We start from the raw sequence: 15,737 nt of genomic DNA, 5'->3' as shown, positions 1-15,737 counted from the left end.
ATCCGGTGGGCGGGTCCGGTGAGCGCGGTCAGTTCGCCGCTGCCGGCGCCGGTTCCGGCTCGGCGGAGGGCTCCCGCAGGCCCAGGCTCAGCGGCACCGCCAGCACGCTCGCCACGGCCAGGAACACCCATGGCCAGACAGGGCCGACGTCGAGCAGGGCGGTGAGCACGACGGGCGCCAGCGCGCCGCCGATGGTCCAGGAGAGCTGGAAGGCGGCCAGGTAACGGCCCCGGATGTGCTCCTGCGCCAGCGACACGCTCAGCACGTTGGACGGCGGGGTGCCCACCACCTCGGCGACCGTGTAGACCAGGGTGGCCAGGATCAGACCGGCCACCACGGCCCAGGACGGCAGCACGGCCAGGGCGCCGAAGATCGCGAAGGCCACGGCGTTGGTCACGGCGGCCAGCGCCAGCACCCGGGCCGGCCGACGGTTCTCCGTCCAGCGAGTGACCACCGTGTTGACCAGGGCGACCAGGATCATGTTGAGGACGACCAGGGCGCCCGCGATCCAGGCGCCGGTGTCCAGTGCCTCGGTGACGTAGACGGCCAGCAGCACCGGCAGGACCATGGCCGCGAAGACGAAGGACAGGTTGGCGGCCACGAGCCGCATGTACGCGCCGTCCTTGAGGACGTCCAGGTAGCCACCGGAGGGGCGGTCCTGCGCGGACCGGCCCACCGACTTCCCGCCGACGGCGGCCGCGTCGGACCCGGCGGGCTTCCAGCTCGCGATCAGCCAGCTCGCGACGAGGAACGCCAGCGAGCTGCCCAGGACCACGCCCCGCAGGCCGGCGGTGTCGGCGACGGCCAGGGCGATGGCCGCGGCCGCCGCGCCGAACCCGCCGCCGATGTTGCGCAGCGAGCCGATGAGGCCGAACCACCGGGTGCGCTCGCCGTCCTTTGCGGCGAGCACGACCAGGTCACGGCTGCACGTCCAGTAGACGTTGGAGCCGGTCTGGACGAGCAGTTGGGCGATCACGATGTGCCATGCCTGGCTGGAGAAGAGGCACCCCAGGAAGCCCACACAGGACACGACGTTGCCGATGGCGACGACCGCCCGGGACCCGAAGCGGTCCAGCAGCGGGCCGACCAGGACAGGGACCGGCAGGCAGAGCAGGCGGCCCAGGGTCAGCGCCGCGCCGATCTCCACCAGGGGCAAGGAGGTCGTCTTGACGAAGAAGACGACGGTGAAGGCCAGGACGAGTCCGTTGCCCAGACTGTCGATGATGTTCGCTGTGAGGAACCGGCGGTTACCGGTCAGATCCGGCAGCCCGAGGGCCTCCCGGAACCCCTTTCGCTGTGTCGGCGCAGGTGTGCTCTGCTCCATGACTTCCTGTCTCTACTGTGGATGACGCCTGGTCAGTCGCCGTAGGCGCGGCGGAACTTGCCGGTGATGTACTCGCCCGAGCGCACGGGTGCGTACTTCGGCGGGTTGTCCGGCCCGGTGCACGTGGGGATGCACTCGATGAGCGCGTCGTAGTTGGGCTGGTGGAAGAACGGCATCGAGTACCGCTCGGTGTGGGCCTGTGCGCGGCTGGGGTTGGTGACCCGGTGGACGGTGGAGACCCATGCCTCGTTGGTCCAGCGCGCCATGAGGTCGCCGATGTTGATCACGAACGAGCCCTCGACGACGGGGACGTCCAGCCAGGTGTCGTTGGCCCGGTCCAGGACCTGGAGGCCGCCGGGGGCCTCGTCCTGGTAGAGGATCGTGAGGCTGCCCCAGTCGCTGTGGACGCCCTTGCGGAGCTGGCCGGGCAGCGGGGCGACCGGCTGCGGCGGGTAGTAGTTCGCCGTCAGGTTGGTCATGTGCTGGTCGATCTTGTCGTCGAACCAGTGCTCCGGCAGGTTCAGGCCGAGCGCGAACAGCCGCATGATCTCGGTGGCGAGCGTCTCCATGGCCGCGTAGTAGGCGCGGTACGCCTCGGAGAAGCCCGGCAGTTCCGGCCAGCGGTTGGCGGTCCGCAGCCGCGGGTCGGCGTCCGCGGGGAGCGCGTCGACGGCCGTCGGCTCGCCCAGCCGGTTGTAGGTGTACGTCTCGGAGATGTCCGGCAGGGCGCGCTCCTGCGGGACGGAGGCGTCCGCGTTGGAGGCCGCCAGGCTGCCCTTCCGCCCGAATCCGCGCATCAGCGGGTCGGCGGGGTCGGCCAGCAGCTTGTTCTTCTCCTCGATCGGCAGCGCGAAGAACTCGCGGGTGGCCCGGTACATCTCCGAGATCACACTCTCGGGCACTCCGTGGCCGACCACGACCAGGAAGCCGCTGGTGCGGCACACCTCGTCGATGGTCCTGGCGACCTCGACGCGACGCTGTGGGTCCCCCGAGCGGGCACCGCTGAGATCGATGACGGGGACGTATCCGTCAAGGACGGTCACCGGCGAATCGGCCGTATTGACTGTCACTTATTCCACTCCTATTCACTCCGTTTTCATCCCCAGCGCGGTGGCGGGGGCTTCCACTGGCCGAGCGCGGTGAAGAGTTCCGCGGAATTCGCGATGGGCAGCAGGGAGCCCTCTTCCTCGGGCCGCAGGAATCCGCTCATCGCCATCCGCTGGGACATGCGGACGAGACGGTCCCAATAGCCCCCGACGTTCAGCAGGGTCACCGGCTTCTGGTGGTGTCCGAGCACCAGCCAGGCCCATACCTCGAGGATTTCCTCGACGGTCCCGACACCGCCGGGAAGGGCGACGAAACAATCGCCCAGATCCGCCATCAGCTGCTTTCGCTCGTGCATCGAATCCACGACGTGCAACTCGGTGAGACGGCGGTGCGCGACCTCGGCGTCCACCAGTGACCGGGGCATGACGCCGGTGACCCGGCCGCCCTCGGCGAGCGCGGTGTCGGCCACCACGCCCATGAGCCCGACGGCACCGCCGCCGTAGACGATCTCGTGGCCCGCGCGGACCACCTCGCGGGTGAACTGTTCCGTTGCCTCCCGGTAGATCGGCCGGTTGCCCAGTGCCGATCCGGCGTACACGGTGATACGCATGCGTCCTCCTCCGGGAAGATCAGGGGCTGACGCGCCCGTAACTCTCGTAGGCGGCGTGGGTGAGAGGCATGAGGCGGGCGAACTCGCTCTCCATCTGCTCGGCCACGATCTCCACCTCGCGCTGCGGGTGGGACACGTACGTGGCGTCGGCGCGGTTGGTGCGCAGCGACAGGAAGTGCATCAGCGAGCGGGCGTTGCACGTCGCGTACACGGTCGAGTACGTGGCCACCGGGAGCACGGTGCGGGCCAGCTCGCGGGCGATGCCGGCGTCGAGCATGCGCTGGTACTCGCGGAAGGCGGCCCGGTAGGCGGTGCTTGCCGAGGTGGTGACCAACTCGTGGTCCTCCTCGGTGCCGGGGACGTACTGGTAGTGGCCCGGCTTGCCCTCCTGCTTCAGCAGCCGGTCGCTGTCCGGTACGTAGAAGACCGATTCCAGGTCCTTGTAGCGGGCGCTCTCCTCGTTGAAGGACCAGGTGCGGTGTCGCATCATGTGCCGGATCGTGAAGATCGGCGCGTTGACGAGGAACGTCATGTAGTTGTGCTCGAACGGGCTGCCGTGGCGGCTGCGCATCAGGTACCGGATGAGTCCACCGATGTAGTCGTCGCCGCGCTCCTCGCGGTGGGCGCGCTCGCCGGCGGTGGACACTCGCGCGGCACGGACCACGCCGATGTCGCTGGCGGCGTGGTCGACGAGCTCAACCGTGATGCGGCTGCGCAGCTCTATCTCCGGGCCGGTAGTGGCCTCGGCCGGGTGGACGGGGGTCACGGTCATCTGTCTGTCTCCTCGGGCGTGTGCAGGGCGGCGGTGTTTTCCGCCGCGGGGCATTCGTGAAATGCGAATGGACGCTGGACCGGTCAGTCCCATCCGGGGTCAAGGACGGCGACTGACGCCTGATCCGAGCGGAGGGATTCATTCCGAATTACCTCGTCGCTGTTCACGGCCAGCAGTACGCTGCACGCCATGCCGGAGATCATCAGGACCCGCCCGACGGCAGAACCGATCCGGTCGAGTGGCTGAATCTTTTCCATGTGTCTGTTTCCCCCTGGATTCCGCTGTCTCGTGTCTGCGGCGTCTGCGGAAATAATTCGCCGAGCGGGGGAACGCCGAAAGGATCATGTCCTTGCACTGCACGGATCTGCGAGGCTCACGGATTCTCGGATTCCGAGATCGAGAAGCCGGCGAGCGTGGCCGGTTCGCGCGAGGTCGCGGAGGGCCGCCATGGGGCGGGGCGTGGTACCGCTACGGACACGCGAGGCACCCTCGGCGAAGGCCACGTCCCGCCCGGCCCCGGAAACGACAGTGGCCCCCGACCTGCGAAAGCAGGTCGGGGGCCACTCTCCTGAGCGGTAGCGGAGGGATTTGAACCCTCGGTGACTTGCGCCACACTCGCTTTCGAGGCGAGCTCCTTCGGCCGCTCGGACACGCTACCGAGGGAGACCTTACAGCACGGTGGGCCCTGCTCCGAAATCGGTATTCACCGGGTGCGGAAGAAGTCCGTGAGGAGCCGGGCGCACTCGTCGGCGAGAACGCCCTCGATCACCTCGGGCCGGTGGTTGAGCCGCCGGTCGCGTATGACGTCCCACAGGGAGCCGGCCGCGCCGGCCTTCTCGTCGCGGGCGCCGTAGACGACCCGGTCCACACGGGACTGCACGATGGCGCCCGCGCACATGGTGCAGGGCTCCAGCGTGACGACGAGCGTGCAGCCGGACAGCCGCCACTCGCCGGCCTTCGCCGCGGCCCTGCGGATCGCGAGCACCTCGGCATGGCCGGTCGGGTCGCCGGTCGCCTCGCGCTCGTTGTGGCCGGCGCCGAGCACGGTCGTACCGTCCGCGGACAGCACGACGGCGCCGACGGGGACGTCCCCGCCCCGGACGGCCAGTTCGGCCTCGGCCAGGGCGAGCCGCATCGCGGCTCGCCAGCGGTCGCGTACGGGGTCGGGCATCTCGGGCGCCGGCCCCCTCTCGAACGGGGTCAGCGGACGGTCTCCAGCACCTCCGAGGCGCCCAGGGCCTCGGCGATCGCGTTGAGCGCGTCGTCGGCGTCCAGGGCCTTCAGCTCCTTCTCGCTGACGCCGAGGTCGTCGAGGATCTCGGCGTCGCCGACGGGGCTGTGCGGGACCGCCTCGGCGGTACCGCCGTCCTCGTCGTCGTCGGAGTCGCCGTCCGGCTCCTCCGTGCCGTCGAGGTCGAGGGCGTCCAGGTCGGGGCCGTCGTCGCCGGGTTCCCGGCCGAGCAACTCGTCGGTGAGCAGGATCTCGCCGTAGCTGCTGCGGGCAGCGGCGGCGGCGTCCGAGACGTAGATACGAGGGTCGTCCTCGCCGTCGACGCGGACGACGCCGAACCACGCGTCCTCCTGCTCGATGAGCACGAGCACCGTGTCGTCCTCGGGTGAGGCTTCACGGGCCAGGTCGGCCAGATCCGACAGGGTCTCCACATCGTCGAGCTCTGTGTCGCTCGCTTCCCACCCGTCTTCGGTGCGCGCGAGCAGTGCGGCGAAGTACACCGTGACTCTCCCACTGGTCATAGGCGTGCCGGTTGGGGGTCCCCCCGGCGGAGGTTTGGGCGGGACGGTTTCGGGTCCGAGCCCCACCCACTCGGAATCGTGGCAGAAACAATGCGTTCAGGGGACGTCTTCGGCTCCCTGTGTCCGGCAGTTTTGATCGCGTCGGCCCCAGGGGCTCCGCGAGCATGTCCGTGAAGGACTCACCAGCACAGTCGTTGCCGCCACGTGCGGATCGTACGCGGCTTTTCCAGGTGTCCACGCACGTCCACCGCTGCAACGCGGCCGAGGACCGTGATCTTCCCCGGCACCTCGCCCTACCAGCGGAACGTTCGCATACGCATCGCGTGGCGCAGGCGGGCCACCTTGGCGCGGCGCGGCTGGACGCGGTCCCGCAGTTCGCGGGCCTCGGCGAGATCCCGCAGGAACTGGGCCCGGCGCCGACGGCGCGCGGCGTCGGTCTCCTCCGGCGTGTCCTGCGTGGGATCCTCTGGGGACTCAGGATCAGGCATAGGCTCACCACCCCCGGTACGTCCCTCCCACTTTCCCTCCGATGGGCGGTTTGATGCCAGCGCGAGGGGGACGCGAGCACCGTTACTGTTGTGGACATGCGTCTCCACGTCGTCGACCACCCTCTGGTCGCCCACAAGCTCACCACGCTGCGCGACCAGCGCACCGACTCCGCGACCTTCCGTCGGCTCGCCGACGAGCTGGTCACCCTGCTCGCCTACGAGGCCACGCGGGACGTGCGCACCGAAGCGGTCGACATCCGGACGCCGGTCGCCACCACCACCGGCGTCAAGCTCTCCCACCCCCGCCCGCTGGTGGTGCCGATCCTGCGCGCCGGCCTCGGCATGCTGGACGGCATGGTCCGGCTGCTGCCGACCGCCGAGGTGGGCTTCCTGGGCATGATCCGCAACGAGGAGACGCTTGAGGCCTCCACGTACGCCACGCGCATGCCCGAGGACCTCTCCGGCCGTCAGGTGTACGTCCTGGACCCGATGCTCGCCACCGGTGGCACGCTGGTCGCGGCGATCCAGGAGCTGATCAAGCGCGGGGCCGACGACGTGACCGCCGTCGTGCTGCTCGCTGCCCCCGAGGGGGTCGAGCTGATGGAGCGGGAGCTGGCGGGGACGCCGGTGACGGTGGTGACGGCGGCCGTGGACGACCACCTGAATGAGCTCGGGTACATCGTGCCGGGGCTGGGGGACGCGGGGGATCGCCTTTACGGCGCGGCCGAGTAACGCGCGGGCGGCATAGCGCTTCAGCGCCGTAGGGACGTGCGGCGGCTGCCGGTCCGTTGTGGCTGGTGGCGCCCACGCGGCTGAGCCGCGTATCGATACCGCCCCGCTCCCCTGAGCGCCCCTGACGGGGCGCTTCTCAGCAGCTCTTCGAAGAAGTGGCCGTCGGCTTCGGCTCGGCCAGCGCGGTCAGTGCCTTGTCGGCGTCCGCCTTCTTCGTCAGCTCCTTGAAGCCGTTGCCGAGGATCAGGTCGACGTCCGCGCCCTTGCGGGCGGCGTCGGTGCGGAGCTCGGCGGCGGTGAGCTGGGTGGCGAGGACGGGCAGTGAGGTGTTCAAGGACGCGGCCGGGCCGAGCAGTATCCCGGTGCCCTTGACCTTCTTGTCGAACTTCTTGTCCGCGTTCCCCACGTCACCGATCTTGAAGCCGCGCTTCTTCAGCTCGTCCGCGGTCTGCTTGGCGAGTCCGCTGCGGGTCGTGGCGTTGAAGACGTTGACGGTGATCCCGCCCGGCTTGGGCAGCGCCGCCGGGGAGGTGGCCGAGGGAGTGGCCCCGGTCCCGCAGTCAACCTTCGGGCCGGCTGCCGAAGCCTTTCTGCCGCCGCCGGTGAAGACGTCGATGAGCTGCAGTGTGCCCCAGCCGATCATGCCGAGTACGGCAGCGGAGGCGACCGCGAGGACGACGAGCCTCCCGCGCCGCCGGGGAGGGCGCATCCGCGGGTACTTGTCCCCCTTGATCCGGTATTGGCCGCCCATGCCCGGGGGAGTCAGCATGCTCATGGGCGCAGCGTAGTGCGCCCGGGCGGTGATGCCTACTAGATGATCATTCGACCCGCTCAGTCCGACCCGAAAGGGCCAACTGGTTGACGCCCGAGTGCGTTAGCCCGGGGTCAGTCCAGTTCCAGGACTCTCGCGTGCAGCACCTGGCGCTGCTGCAGCGCCGCGCGCACCGCGCGGTGGAGGCCGTCCTCCAGATACAGGTCGCCCTGCCACTTCACGACGTGCGCGAAGAGGTCGCCGTAGAACGTCGAGTCCTCGGCCAGCAGGGTTTCCAGATCGAGCTGGCCCTTGGTCGTCACGAGCTGATCGAGGCGGACCGGGCGCGGCGCGACGTCCGCCCACTGCCGGGTGCTTTCCCGGCCGTGGTCGGGGTACGGCCGGCCGTTTCCGATGCGCTTGAAGATCACACGGAAAGCCTACCGGTCAAGACGTTCCGGGCGCAGCCATGGAGACGGAGTGCGGCGTTGGAAAAGCTGCGACAAAGCGGGGCGAACCGGTGACGGGCGAGGGAACTGGACCCCGATCGGAAGCCGGAACGGGCCCGAACGGACGCCGGAGCGGCGGGCCGCGGCGGCGGACGGGGCGCTCCGCGACCCCCTCCCGCAGACCGCGCGCCCCGTTCGCCCGAAAGAGGTCGGTGTCTTCCGCGTGGCGCAGACCCGGAAGGACGTACCCGCGGGCCGGTATGCACAGGCTGTGGACAATGCGGGACGGCGCGGCGGAGGCGGTGGGTCCGGCAGGGGCCCCGCCTCCGCCGCGGCGAAGTCAGCCGCGCCGGCGTTCCTGCGCGGGCTGCTGCGGCTTGTCCTTCCGCACCTGCGGCTTCGGCGAGTTGCGCACGGCCTCCGCGCGCAGCAGGGCACGCAGAACGGCGTAGGGATCAGTGGGCATGGCTGTGCTCCTTGTCTCGTACTGGCGGACCTCGTCGCGGGGTCTGTCAGCAGCGCAGGACCACAGTGCGCAGGATGTGCGGGACGTACGGCGCCCGGGGCGGCACGGGGCGGGCCGGGCACACCGGGACCCCGGGTGGCGGCTGCGGCACCGGGCCCGGTCGCAGCCGTACGGTGCTGCGCCGGTCGGCGCGGGCAGGTGGCCGTACGGCCGTGTCGAGGACGTCGTACTCGGCGACCTCGCCGACGACACCGGCCGCCACGGGCAGGGCGTGCGCCTGGGCGTGTGCGCCCGGTACGAGCAGGGCGAGCAGCAGCACGAGGACGCGCAGCCAGGCGCGGCTGCGGACACGGCTTCGTGCGGTACTCACGGAAAGTCATCTCCCCGGCGGGCGTACGGCCTTCATCGCGCCGGGCGGCAGATCCGCCCGCACGGCGTACCGGAGCGCGGGGGGTGTCACAGTTCGTGCGGGACCTGGCGGGCCCGCCCTCGTATCCGCGCTCCGGTGACGATCTCGACGGCGCCGACCGCCACCAGCCACCATCCGCCGACCAGCGTGAGCGCCGTGACCGACTGGATCGGGGCGTCGATCAGCACGATGCCGCCGACGAAGGTGACGACACCGAGGAGGAGCTGCCAGCCGCGGGCCGGCATGGAGACGTCGGAGGCGGCGGCCAGGGTCTGCGTGATGCCGCGGATGAGCCAGCCGATGCCGATCCACAGGGCGAGCAGCAGCACCGACTGCATCGGGCGGCGGAAGCAGAACAGGCCGAGGAGGACCGACAGGGAGCCGCTGACGAAGGCCAGCACGCGCAGCGAGGTCGTCCGGTGCGTGCCGAAGGCGGCGGCCAGCTGGAAGGCGCCGCTGACCAGCAGGTAGAGGCCGAAGAGGACACCGGCGGCGAAGAGGGAGGCGCCCGGCCGGACCAGGACCAGGACGCCCAGGACGAGGGAGGCGGCGCCGGTGGCCAGGACGACCTGCCAGGCGGCGCGGGACAGGGCGTGCAGGGGGCCCTCAAGGGCCGGCTCGGGCTCATGGGCCGGCCCCGGCCCGGGCGGGTGGGACATCCCGGGCCCGGGCGGGCGGCCGGAGTGCACCCGGCGGTCGTCGTAGTCCCGGCCCCAGGGTGAGCCGGTCGGTGCCTCGCTCATGGTCCATGCTGCGAACGAGGCCGCCCGGCCCGCCATTCGGGGCGGGCCACTCGGCTGACGCTACTTCCGGGCCGCCTTCGCCGCCTTGGCGGCCGCCTTCATCTCCTGCTTGTGCGCCCGCACCTTGGCCAGCGACTCCGGCCCGGTGATGTCGGCGACGGAGCGGAAGGACTTCGGTTCGCCGTAGGAACCGGCGGCCTCCTGCCAGCCCTTGGGCCGTACGCCCAGCTGCTTGCCCAGCAGCGCGAGGAAGATCTGCGCCTTCTGCCTGCCGAACCCGGGCAGTTCCTCCAGCCGGCGCAGCAGCTCCCGGCCGTCGTCGACGCCCTTCCAGACGAGCTCGGCGTCACCGTCGTAGTGCTCGACGAGGTACTGGCAGAGCTGCTGGATCCGCTTGGCCATGGACCCGGGGTAGCGGTGCACGGCCGGCTTCTGCGACAGCAGCGCCGAGAACGCCTCCGGGTCCTGGGCGGCGATGTCGTGGGCGTCCAGGTCGTCCGCGCCGAGCCGGTCCGCGATGGTCCGGGGTCCCTTGAACGCCCACTCCATCGGCACCTGCTGGTCCAGCAGCATGCCGACCAGCGCGGCGAGCGGAGACCTTCCGAGGAGCGCGTCGGCTTCCGGATCCTGGGCGAGGTGAAGGGTGACGTCCATGGCCCGATCATGCCGCGCCGCGGGCCGGGCCGCGCGCGGGCCGGGGGGAGGGGTAGTGCGGCGGCGCGCAGGGAGGGTTGCGCGCACGGAGGGCTGCGCTCAGGCAGGGCTGTGCGCACGGCGGGCCGGGCGCCCGGCCGGTTCAGGCCCGCCAGTACCCCAGCGCGTTCACCCGCTGCTTCGGCAGTCCCAGCTCCTTGCGGACGTACGAGGTGAGGGCCCGGGTCGTCGCCGTGTCGCAGGCGATCCAGACGTACGGGTCGGGGGTGCCGTCGAGGAGGTCAGGCAGGGCCTCTTTCACCTCGGCGACGAGGTGGGCGCCGGCGTCGTGCCTCGGCAGGGTCCGTATGTCGTGGCGGGCGGGGTCGGTGCGGAAGGGCAGGCCGTCCCGCTCGCCCTCGAACCACACCGTCGCCGGGGCCGGGCCCAGGGCGGTGAGCAGGGAGTTGAGCGCGGGGAGGGAGGCCGGGTCGGCGACGGCGAAGACGTGGGAGGGGGCGGGGTCGGGGTCGGTGAAGCCGGTGCCGTGGATGGTCGCCTCGATGGTGTCGCCGGGCTTGGCCGCCCGCGCCCAGTCGCTGGCGCACCCCTCGTGCAGGGCGAACTCCAGGCTGAAGGTGCCGGCCGCCGGGTCCGGGTCGACCAGGGTGTAGGCGCGCTGGTGGGGCTTGCCCGCGTTGTCGAACCACAGGCGCACCCACATGGTCGGGTGGACGCCGGTCGCCGCCAGCATGCCGCCGTCCGTGAGGTGGACCCGGCGGTAGTGCTCGGTGACGTCCTCGGCACCCGTCACCGTCAACACGAAGTCCTTCGCGCGCAGCAGCTTCAGGACCGCGCCTTCCCAGCCGTGCCCCTGCCCCATCGCGTCTTCACCCTTCGCGTACGATTCCCGCACCAATGACTTAGGACAGCCTAACCTAAAGCAAAGGAGGGACACAGGTGACCGGCGAGATCTTCCGCGATGCCTGGGGCATCCCGCATCTCCGCGCGGACGGGGCGAGGGAACTCGCCCGTGTGCAGGGCCGCGTCACCGCCCTCGACCGGGCCTGGCAGCTGGAGGTCGAACGGCACCGTGCGCAGGGCACGTCCGCGTCCTTCCTCGGCGCCGAGGCCCTGCCCTGGGACCGGTTCGTCAGACGGGCCCGCCTCGACGACACGGCGAGACGTTGCTTCGCCGAGCTGGAGGGGCAGGACGCGGAGACGGCGGCCTGGGTGCGGGCGTACGTCGACGGGGTGAACGAGGGGCTGGCCGAGGGGGCCGCCCGCACACCGGAGTTCGCCCGGACCGGCCTTGTCCCCGGCCGCTGGGAGCCCTGGACGCCGCTCGGCGTCTGGCTCGGCGTCCACATCCTCTTCGCGGGCTTCCCGGCCAAGCTCTGGCGCGAGCAGGTCGTACGGCATCTCGGCGCCGACGCGGTCGGGCTGTTCGCCACCGACGGGCCCGGCACCTCCGGCAGCAACGGCTGGCTGGTGAGCGGGGAGCGGACCGGCACCGGGCACGCGATCATCGCCGGGGACCCGCACCGCTTCATCGAGGAGCCCGGCGTCTACCAGCAGATCCACCTCTCCTGCCCGGAGTTCGACGTCGTCGGCCTCGCCGTCCCGGGCGTCCCGGGCATCGCCCACTTCGGCCACACCGGCACGGTCGCCTGGGCCATCACCAACGCCATGGCCGACTACCAGGACCTGTATCGGGAGCGGTTGCGGCGCACGGGGGCCGGGGTGGAGGCCCTGGACCCGGACGGGGTGTGGCGGCGCGCCGCGCGGCACACGGAGGTCGTGGAGGTGGCGGGGGAGGAGCCGGTCGAGGTCGAGGTGATCGAGACGGCACGGGGACCGGTGATCATCGGAGGCCCCGAGGGGCTGCCGGAAGGTTTCTCCAGTGGGCTGACCGATGCCCTCCCCGACGCTCCCGACGCCGACGCCCCACCCCTCGCCATCACCCTGCGCTACCCACCCCGCGTCACCGCCGACCTGGGCTTCAGCGCGCTCCTCCCGCTCCTGCGCGCCCGCCGGGTCGCCGACGTCGACCGTGCCGTCGACCTGTGGGCCGAGCCCGTCAACGTCCTCCAGGCCGCCGACACCGAGGGCGGCCTGCTGCACCGGGTCGCCGGACGGGTGCCGGTGCGCTCCGCGGCCAACCGCACCCGGCTCGTGCCCGCCTGGGAGCCCGGGCACGACTGGCAGGGCTGGCACGAGCCGCCCCGCGGCGGCCTCACCGACGGCATCGCCGCCATGGCCAACCAGCGCGGCCTCGCCACCCCCCTCGGCGTCGAGTTCGCCCCGCCGCACCGCGCCGACCGCATCACGGCCCTGCTGGGGGAGAAGGACCACTGGACGGCCGCCGACATGCCGGCGATCCACATGGACACCCAACTGGCCTCCGCGGCCCCCCTGCTGGACCTCCTGAGCGCCATCGGCACCCTCACCCCCGAGGCCGCCCGCATCCGGCGGATCCTCCTCGCCTGGGACCGCCGCATGGACGCCACCAGCGAGGCCGCGGCCCTGTACGCGGCGGTGCGCAGCGCGGTCGTACGACGACTCGCCGCGCACCCGGCCTTCGCCGCGCTGTCCGTCGCGCCCGCCTACCCGGAGGTCCTCCTCCCCTGGCTGGCCCTGCTCCCGCGCATCGGCTTCGCCCTCGAACACCTGCTGAGCGCCGAGGAGTTGTACGGCATCGACCGGGCCGAGACCGTCCGCGCGGCGGTCGAGGAGGTGGCCGCGCAGCCGCCCACCGGCACCTGGGGCGACACCCACCGCCTGGCCCCCTGGCGTGCGCTCCCGACCACGTCCTACGACGAACCGAGTCTCTCCGGCGACCACGACTGCGTGCTGTGCACCTCCGCGGTCCCCGGCCTCACCGACCTGAGCGCGCGCGGCCCGTCCGCCCGTTACGTCTGGGACCTGGCCGACCGCGAGGCCAGCCTCTGGGTGGTGCCGCTCGGCGCCTGCGGAGTCCCCGGTTCACCCCACCACCGCGACCAGCTCCCTCTGTGGCTGGAGGGAGACCTGGTCCCCGTCGTCACCGACTTCACCCAGTTCGAGAAGGAGTCCGATGTCTGAGCTGCCCACGGCCGTGCGTGCTTCCGCCGGCGAAACCGACCGTGCGCCCGTCCACGCACAGGCCGTCGACGGCTTCGGCACCGTCCGCATCCTGCCCCTCGACCCGCACGCCGACGCCGAGGTGGTGCACGGCTGGGTCAGCGAGGAACGGGCCTCCTTCTGGGGCATGAACGGCCTGACCCGGGACCAGGTCGCCGAGATCTACGCCCACATGGCCACCCTCGACACCCATCACGCCTTCCTGGTCCTGCGGGACGCCGACCCGGTCGCGCTCCTCCAGACCTACGAGCCGGAGGCCGACCGCGTCAGCGAGTGCTACGACGTCCGACCCGGCGACATCGGCGTCCACCTGCTGCTCGCACCGGCCGGCCCCGAGGGCGCGCGGCCCGGCTGGACCTCGGCGCTCCTGACGGTCATCACGTCGTACGTCTTCCTCGTACTGGACCGGCAGCGGGTCGTGGTCGACCCGGACGTGCGCAACGAGAAGGCCGTCGCCCGCTTCCTCCGGCAGGGCTTCACGGCGGGCCCGGCGGTCGTGCTGCCGGAGGTCGACCTCCCGGACGTGTACATCCCGCAGAAGAACGCCCAACTGGCCTTCCTCCCCCGGGAGGTAGCCTTCCCGGCGTGACCCCTGAAGACCTCGTCGCGCACTACGCACTGGAGCCGATCCCGCGCGAGGGCGGGCTGTTCCGCCGCACCTGGGCGGGGCCCGAGCTGCCCGACGGCCGGCCGCAGGGCTCCGCGATAGTCGTCCTGCTCACCTCGGACGACTTCTCGGCCCTGCACCGCCTGCCGTCCGACGAGATCTGGCACTTCTACCTCGGCGACCCCCTGGAACTCCTGCTCCTCGCCCCCGACGGCACGTCCCGCACCGCGGTCCTCGGCCCCCGCCTGCTGGACGGCCAGCACATCCAGTTCACCGTTCCCGCCGGAACGTGGATGGGCGCGCGGGTGGTGCGGGGCGGGTCCTGGACCTTCTTCGGCTGCACGATGGCGCCGGGCTTCACCTACGAGGGCTACGAGCACGGCGACCTGGCCGAACTGACGGCGCGCTATCCCTCCGAAGCCGCCCGGATCGCGCAACTGTGCCGCCCATGAGCGGACTCCTCGAAGGACAGGTCGCCCTGGTCACGGGCGCGGGCGGCGGCATCGGGCGGGGGATCGCGGTGCGGTTCGCCGAGGAGGGGGCGGCGGTGGTGCTGCACTGCCGTACAGCGGTGCGGGCGGCGGCCGAAGCCGAGGGGGGTATCCGGGAGCTGGGCGGCCGGGCCGTCGTCCTGCAGGCCGACCTGACCGACGAGGACGCGTGCCGACGGCTGGTCGCCGAGGCCGCCGAGTGGGGTGGCGGGCGCCTGACCGCGCTGGTCAACAACGCGGGCGTGCAGCCGACGCAGGAGCTGGGCGGCATGACCGCGGCGGACTGGCGGGCGGTCGTGGACACGAACCTGTCGAGCGTGTTCGCCTGCACGCAGGCGGCGGCCGAGATCATGCGAGAGCAGCCCGACGGCGGTTCGGTGACCCACATCGCCTCCATCGAGGCGACCCGCCCCGCACCCCTGCACGCCCACTACTCCGCCTCCAAGGCGGCGGTGGTGATGCACGCCCGCTCGGCCGCCCTGGAGTACGGCCCCTTCGGCATCCGCGTCAACACGGTCTCGCCGGGCCTGATCGACCGGCAGGGGCTGGAGGAGGCGTGGCCGGAGGGGGTGCGGAGGTGGGAACGAGCGGCGCCGACGGGGAGGCTGGGGCGGCCGGAGGACGTGGGGGACGCGTGTGTGTTCCTGGCGTCGGGGCTGGCGTCGTGGGTGACGGGGCACGACCTGGTGGTGGACGGCGGGGTGTCGGCTCGGCCGACGTGGTGACCGGAGGCCGGCGCCTGTCCACGCCGTCGAGTCCTGCTCTCGCTGATCGCCGAACGGCCGCGCTACGGCTTCGAGTTCGTGGCGGCACTCGCCGACAACGGACTCGACCTCGTGAGCGAAGGCAGTATCTATCCGTTGCTTGCCCGGCTGGAGCGGGAGGGGCTCGTCTCCTCGTACCGCGCCCCGTCGGCCAGCGGTGGCGCTCCACGCAAGTACTACCGCCTGACCGAAGCGGGAGGCGCCGAACTGGCCGGCGGCCGGGACGTATGGCACGCCTTCAGCGGGTGTGTGGAGCGGGTTCTGAACGACAGGGAATCTACAGGGGGAAGCGCACCGTGACGGACCAGCGCACCATGACGAACCAGCAGATACTCGCGGTCTGCCGCAGCAACTGGGAGTACCGGGGCATCGACGACGCATCGGTCCGGGAGATGCTCGACGAACTCTCCGCTCATCTGGAGGTCGCGGTGGCCGCAGGCCGCACGCCCCAGGACGTCGTGGGCGACGACGTCAAGGAGTTCGCCGCGTCCTGGGCGCGGGCCCGCGCTCCGTTCGCCCGCCGACTGCTCCGCACGGCGGCGCTGGCCTGTTGTGCGATCGGCTCACTGATGCTGA

Annotated in this window: 21 protein-coding genes and 1 tRNA gene; 6 read left to right on the top strand and 16 right to left on the bottom strand. The window is 71.6% G+C overall.

Going from position 1 to position 15,737, the window contains the following annotated elements:
- Positions 1-28: 28 nt before the first annotated feature.
- The 9 genes from AQI70_RS06155 to AQI70_RS06120 all read right to left on the bottom strand — a co-directional run bounded on the left by AQI70_RS06155 (position 29) and on the right by AQI70_RS06120 (position 5,993).
- Complete coding sequence (locus AQI70_RS06155) at positions 29-1,324, bottom strand: MFS transporter (protein ID WP_062145298.1); 1,296 nt, start codon at positions 1,322-1,324, stop codon at positions 29-31.
- Positions 1,325-1,356: 32 nt separating this feature from the next.
- Entirely contained in the window at positions 1,357-2,394 is a 1,038-nt protein-coding gene (locus AQI70_RS06150) for an isopenicillin N synthase family dioxygenase (RefSeq protein WP_244181495.1), read from the bottom strand.
- A gap of 26 nt (positions 2,395-2,420) precedes the next feature.
- Complete coding sequence (locus AQI70_RS06145; protein ID WP_062145294.1) at positions 2,421-2,981, bottom strand: LOG family protein; 561 nt, start codon at positions 2,979-2,981, stop codon at positions 2,421-2,423.
- 19 nt (positions 2,982-3,000) lie between these two features.
- A complete protein-coding gene (thyX, locus tag AQI70_RS06140) occupies positions 3,001-3,753 on the bottom strand; it encodes an FAD-dependent thymidylate synthase (RefSeq protein WP_003999901.1) in 753 nt (250 codons plus the stop codon).
- Positions 3,754-3,836: 83 nt separating this feature from the next.
- Positions 3,837-4,010 (bottom strand): hypothetical protein, encoded by a 174-nt coding sequence (locus AQI70_RS39000; protein WP_159042622.1) that lies wholly within the window; start codon positions 4,008-4,010, stop codon positions 3,837-3,839.
- Positions 4,011-4,326: 316 nt separating this feature from the next.
- Positions 4,327-4,411: transfer RNA gene (locus AQI70_RS06135), tRNA-Ser, on the bottom strand.
- Positions 4,412-4,456: 45 nt separating this feature from the next.
- Positions 4,457-4,924 carry a tRNA adenosine(34) deaminase TadA gene (gene tadA / locus AQI70_RS06130; protein WP_062145291.1) on the bottom strand — a complete coding sequence of 156 codons (468 nt, stop codon included), beginning with the start codon at positions 4,922-4,924 and terminating at the stop codon, positions 4,457-4,459.
- A 29-nt stretch (positions 4,925-4,953) separates the two neighbouring features.
- Positions 4,954-5,484 carry a tRNA adenosine deaminase-associated protein gene (locus tag AQI70_RS06125; RefSeq protein ID WP_062145289.1) on the bottom strand — a complete coding sequence of 177 codons (531 nt, stop codon included), beginning with the start codon at positions 5,482-5,484 and terminating at the stop codon, positions 4,954-4,956.
- Positions 5,485-5,798: 314 nt separating this feature from the next.
- Entirely contained in the window at positions 5,799-5,993 is a 195-nt protein-coding gene (locus AQI70_RS06120; protein ID WP_062145288.1) for a hypothetical protein, read from the bottom strand.
- Positions 5,994-6,089: 96 nt separating this feature from the next.
- Between AQI70_RS06120 and upp the strand changes: the two genes are divergently transcribed.
- Entirely contained in the window at positions 6,090-6,725 is a 636-nt protein-coding gene (upp, locus tag AQI70_RS06115; protein ID WP_037887664.1) for a uracil phosphoribosyltransferase, read from the top strand.
- Positions 6,726-6,861: 136 nt separating this feature from the next.
- Here upp and AQI70_RS06110 read toward each other — a convergent pair whose 3' ends face one another.
- The 7 genes from AQI70_RS06110 to AQI70_RS06085 all read right to left on the bottom strand — a co-directional run bounded on the left by AQI70_RS06110 (position 6,862) and on the right by AQI70_RS06085 (position 11,059).
- Entirely contained in the window at positions 6,862-7,476 is a 615-nt protein-coding gene (locus AQI70_RS06110) for a LytR C-terminal domain-containing protein (RefSeq protein WP_062145286.1), read from the bottom strand.
- A 134-nt stretch (positions 7,477-7,610) separates the two neighbouring features.
- On the bottom strand, positions 7,611-7,907 hold the full coding sequence (locus AQI70_RS06105; RefSeq protein WP_003999914.1) for a type II toxin-antitoxin system VapB family antitoxin: 297 nt from the start codon (positions 7,905-7,907) through the stop codon (positions 7,611-7,613).
- Between the two features lie 358 nt (positions 7,908-8,265).
- Positions 8,266-8,391, bottom strand: coding sequence for a hypothetical protein (locus AQI70_RS40590; protein WP_279616742.1), 126 nt, complete (start codon positions 8,389-8,391; stop codon positions 8,266-8,268).
- A 46-nt stretch (positions 8,392-8,437) separates the two neighbouring features.
- Entirely contained in the window at positions 8,438-8,761 is a 324-nt protein-coding gene (locus AQI70_RS38370; protein WP_062145283.1) for a hypothetical protein, read from the bottom strand.
- An 86-nt stretch (positions 8,762-8,847) separates the two neighbouring features.
- Positions 8,848-9,543 (bottom strand): HdeD family acid-resistance protein, encoded by a 696-nt coding sequence (locus AQI70_RS06095; RefSeq protein ID WP_062146467.1) that lies wholly within the window; start codon positions 9,541-9,543, stop codon positions 8,848-8,850.
- A gap of 60 nt (positions 9,544-9,603) precedes the next feature.
- The gene (locus AQI70_RS06090; RefSeq protein ID WP_062145281.1) at positions 9,604-10,197 is read right to left on the bottom strand and encodes an HhH-GPD-type base excision DNA repair protein; all 594 of its coding nucleotides are present in this window, start codon (positions 10,195-10,197) and stop codon (positions 9,604-9,606) included.
- 142 nt (positions 10,198-10,339) lie between these two features.
- Entirely contained in the window at positions 10,340-11,059 is a 720-nt protein-coding gene (locus AQI70_RS06085; protein WP_062145279.1) for a siderophore-interacting protein, read from the bottom strand.
- Positions 11,060-11,136: 77 nt separating this feature from the next.
- Here AQI70_RS06085 and AQI70_RS06080 point away from each other — a divergent pair, with 77 nt between their 5' ends.
- The 5 genes from AQI70_RS06080 (at position 11,137) to AQI70_RS37065 (ending at position 15,461) form a co-directional block, all read left to right on the top strand.
- Positions 11,137-13,260, top strand: coding sequence for a penicillin acylase family protein (locus AQI70_RS06080; protein ID WP_062145276.1), 2,124 nt, complete (start codon positions 11,137-11,139; stop codon positions 13,258-13,260).
- Entirely contained in the window at positions 13,253-13,888 is a 636-nt protein-coding gene (locus AQI70_RS06075) for a GNAT family N-acetyltransferase (protein ID WP_062145274.1), read from the top strand. Before AQI70_RS06080 ends, AQI70_RS06075 begins: the two co-directional genes overlap by 8 nt.
- The gene (locus tag AQI70_RS06070; protein ID WP_062145272.1) at positions 13,885-14,358 is read left to right on the top strand and encodes a cupin domain-containing protein; all 474 of its coding nucleotides are present in this window, start codon (positions 13,885-13,887) and stop codon (positions 14,356-14,358) included. Before AQI70_RS06075 ends, AQI70_RS06070 begins: the two co-directional genes overlap by 4 nt.
- Positions 14,355-15,122: an SDR family NAD(P)-dependent oxidoreductase gene (locus tag AQI70_RS06065; protein WP_062146465.1), complete on the top strand. Its 768-nt coding sequence runs from the start codon at positions 14,355-14,357 to the stop codon at positions 15,120-15,122. The genes AQI70_RS06070 and AQI70_RS06065 overlap by 4 nt, the downstream gene beginning before the upstream one ends.
- A gap of 78 nt (positions 15,123-15,200) precedes the next feature.
- A complete protein-coding gene (locus AQI70_RS37065; protein ID WP_244181493.1) occupies positions 15,201-15,461 on the top strand; it encodes a PadR family transcriptional regulator in 261 nt (86 codons plus the stop codon).
- The last annotated feature ends 276 nt before the right edge of the window (positions 15,462-15,737 follow it).

The sequence above is a fragment of the Streptomyces curacoi genome (assembly GCF_001513975.1).
In the GTDB taxonomy this organism is placed as follows: domain Bacteria; phylum Actinomycetota; class Actinomycetes; order Streptomycetales; family Streptomycetaceae; genus Streptomyces; species Streptomyces curacoi.
Note: the sequence above shows the minus strand (reverse complement) of the source record. Positions and strands in the feature narration are given on the sequence as shown.

Excerpts from the sequence above, each read along its gene's own strand:
- AQI70_RS39000 (WP_159042622.1), bottom strand. The coding sequence starts at position 4,010 with ATGGAAAAGATTCAGCCACTCGACCGGATCGGTTCTGCCGTCGGGCGG.
- thyX (WP_003999901.1), bottom strand. The coding sequence starts at position 3,753 with ATGACCGTGACCCCCGTCCACCCGGCCGAGGCCACTACCGGCCCGGAG.
- upp (WP_037887664.1), top strand. The coding sequence starts at position 6,090 with ATGCGTCTCCACGTCGTCGACCACCCTCTGGTCGCCCACAAGCTCACC.
- AQI70_RS40590 (WP_279616742.1), bottom strand. The coding sequence starts at position 8,391 with ATGCCCACTGATCCCTACGCCGTTCTGCGTGCCCTGCTGCGCGCGGAG.
- AQI70_RS06085 (WP_062145279.1), bottom strand. The coding sequence starts at position 11,059 with ATGGGGCAGGGGCACGGCTGGGAAGGCGCGGTCCTGAAGCTGCTGCGC.
- AQI70_RS06090 (WP_062145281.1), bottom strand. The coding sequence starts at position 10,197 with ATGGACGTCACCCTTCACCTCGCCCAGGATCCGGAAGCCGACGCGCTC.
- AQI70_RS06095 (WP_062146467.1), bottom strand. The coding sequence starts at position 9,543 with ATGAGCGAGGCACCGACCGGCTCACCCTGGGGCCGGGACTACGACGAC.
- tadA (WP_062145291.1), bottom strand. The coding sequence starts at position 4,924 with ATGCCCGACCCCGTACGCGACCGCTGGCGAGCCGCGATGCGGCTCGCC.
- AQI70_RS06075 (WP_062145274.1), top strand. The coding sequence starts at position 13,253 with ATGTCTGAGCTGCCCACGGCCGTGCGTGCTTCCGCCGGCGAAACCGAC.
- AQI70_RS06110 (WP_062145286.1), bottom strand. The coding sequence starts at position 7,476 with ATGGGCGGCCAATACCGGATCAAGGGGGACAAGTACCCGCGGATGCGC.
- AQI70_RS06120 (WP_062145288.1), bottom strand. The coding sequence starts at position 5,993 with ATGCCTGATCCTGAGTCCCCAGAGGATCCCACGCAGGACACGCCGGAG.
- AQI70_RS06065 (WP_062146465.1), top strand. The coding sequence starts at position 14,355 with ATGAGCGGACTCCTCGAAGGACAGGTCGCCCTGGTCACGGGCGCGGGC.
- AQI70_RS06155 (WP_062145298.1), bottom strand. The coding sequence starts at position 1,324 with ATGGAGCAGAGCACACCTGCGCCGACACAGCGAAAGGGGTTCCGGGAG.
- AQI70_RS06145 (WP_062145294.1), bottom strand. The coding sequence starts at position 2,981 with ATGCGTATCACCGTGTACGCCGGATCGGCACTGGGCAACCGGCCGATC.